The organism is Mycobacterium sp. (assembly GCF_049585075.1).
GTDB lineage: Bacteria > Actinomycetota > Actinomycetes > Mycobacteriales > Mycobacteriaceae > Mycobacterium.
On sequence record NZ_JBAUZA010000054.1, the window covers coordinates 1 to 2,190 of the forward strand.

A 2,190-nucleotide genomic window follows, 5' to 3' on the forward strand; every position below is an offset into this window, starting at 1 on the left:
GTGCAAGGCCCGGCCCATGTCGCTCCGGTTCGCGGCGGCGGCGGCCACGGTGGCTGGGGCCCCGGTGGCGGCTGGGGCCACGGCGGCTGGGGTAACGGCGGTGGCAATGGATTGCACCGCGGCTGGGGCCACGGCGACGGAGACGGCGACTGGGACGATTGGGGCCGCCGCGGCTGGGGCTGGCGGCCCGGCGGTTGGTGGTAAGCCCGCCAGGAGGGGAGCACCGGCTAGCCTCGCCGGTCGACAGGCAAGGCTAGCCGGCCCCTAAACCAATCCACGCCGACCTGATTACACCGTCAGGTCGGCGTCGATTGTTTGTGTAGGCCTACGGGTCGCGCGGCAGGCCCAGCAGACGCTCGGCGATGATGTTGAGCTGTACCTCCGAAGTGCCGCCGTAGATGGTGGTGGCGCGACTGGCCAGCAGGTACTCATCCCACTTGCCGGGCGCCGTGTCGGGGTCGCCTATCGCGGCGTCGGTGCCGAATGTGGCCACCCCGAACTCCGCGTAGCCCTGGCTGGTGCGCATCGAGAGCAGCTTGGAGATCGCCGCCGAGGGCATCGCGTCGCCGCCGGCCAACGTCAACAGCGTCGAACGCATGTTGAGCACCTTGGCGGCGTGGCCCTCGGCGATCAATTGGCCGGCGCGGTTTTGCGCGATCTGGTCGAACTGGCCGTCGCGAATGAACTCGACGAACTGGTCCAGGTTGGCCAAGAACGGCGCCTCGCTGCTGCCGATCGATACCCGTTCGGCGGTCAGCGTGTTGCGGCTGACCTCCCAGCCGCGGTTCACCTCACCGAGCACGCACTCGTCGGGCACGAACACGTCGTCGATAAACACGGTGTTGAACATCGCGCCGCCGGTGAGCTCACGTAGCGGCTTCACGTCCACGCCCTCGCTGCTCATGTCCAGCAGGAAGTAGGTGATGCCGTTGTGCTTCGGTGCGCTGGGGTCCGTCCTGGCCAGCAGCGCGCCCCACTGTGAGAACTGCGCCGCGGTGGTCCAGATCTTCTGTCCACTAATGCGCCAGCCACCGTCGACCTTGGTCGCCTTGGTACTCAGCCCGGCCAGGTCGGATCCGGCACCCGGCTCGGAAAACAGCTGGCACCAGATCATCTCGCCGCGGAACGTCGGCGGGAGGAAACGCTGCTTTTGTTCGTCGGTGCCGAAGGCCACGATTGACGGCACGATCCAAGCCGCGATGCCGATCGGTGGGCGCCGTACCCGCCCGGTGGTGAATTCCTGGGCGATGATGATCTGCTCGACGGGGTCGGCTGCCCGCCCCCAGGGCTTGGGCAGATAGGGCAGCACCCACCCGCCCTCGGCGATGGCGGTCGTGCGTTCTTCGCGGGGCATCTCCTTGAGCGTGGCGACCTCGGCACGAATGTCGGCCCGCAGTTTCTCGGTTTCGGGGTCCAGGTCGATGTTCAGTTCGCGCATCCCGGTGCTCGTCGCCGTGTCGACCACCCGCTGCGGGTACTCGGATTTGCGGCCAAAGCAGGCGGCGACCATCAGCGCGCGACGGTAGTAGACGTTCGTGTCGTGTTCCCAGGTGTAGCCGATACCGCCGTGCACCTGGATGCAATCCTGCGTGCAGCGCTGTGCAGCCGCCGGTGCCAACGTCGCCGCCACCGCCGTCGCGAATTCAACTGCGGAACCGTAAGCGTCCCAACCATTTTGGCGTGCCTCGTCGAGAGCGCGGGCGGCATCCCACACGGCTGCGGTGGCCCGTTCGGTGTCGGCGATCATCTCAGCGCACTTGTGCTTGACGGCCTGGAACTGGCCGATCGGCCTGCCGAACTGTTCACGGATCTTCGCGTATTCGGCCGCGGTATCGGTGGCCCACCGCGCGACGCCGACCGCCTCGGCCGACAGCAGCGTGGAGATCAGCGCTTGCGCGGTGAGCACGCTGAGGTTCCTCAGTACCGCATCGTCACTCACCTCGACGGCGTTGGCGCGCACATGCGCGATCGGCCGCAGCGGGTCGACGCTGGTAACCGGCTCGATTTCGAGTTGCTCCGCGCGCAGCACCACCCACTCTTCGGCGCTGTCGATGGCCACCGGCAACACCAGCACCGACGCCTCTGCGGCCGCGGGCACTGCCCGGACCTCACCGCGGATCACCAGCGCGTCACCCTGGCGGGTGGCCGTCAGCGCGCAGGCGTCCTTCGCGTAGGCGGCGATGGCCGCGC

2 protein-coding genes are annotated in these 2,190 nt (G+C 68.1%); one reads left to right on the forward strand and one right to left on the reverse strand.

Annotated elements, in window-relative coordinates; all coding sequences use genetic code 11:
* On the forward strand, positions 1 to 204 hold a 204-nt coding region (locus WB785_RS02515), incomplete at its 5' end, for a hypothetical protein (protein ID WP_424077119.1).
* Between the two features lie 121 nt (positions 205 to 325).
* On the opposite strand, the gene WB785_RS02520 is transcribed toward WB785_RS02515, so the two are convergent.
* A partial coding sequence (locus WB785_RS02520; protein ID WP_424077120.1) for an acyl-CoA dehydrogenase family protein occupies positions 326 to 2,190 on the reverse strand: 1,865 nt, incomplete at its 5' end.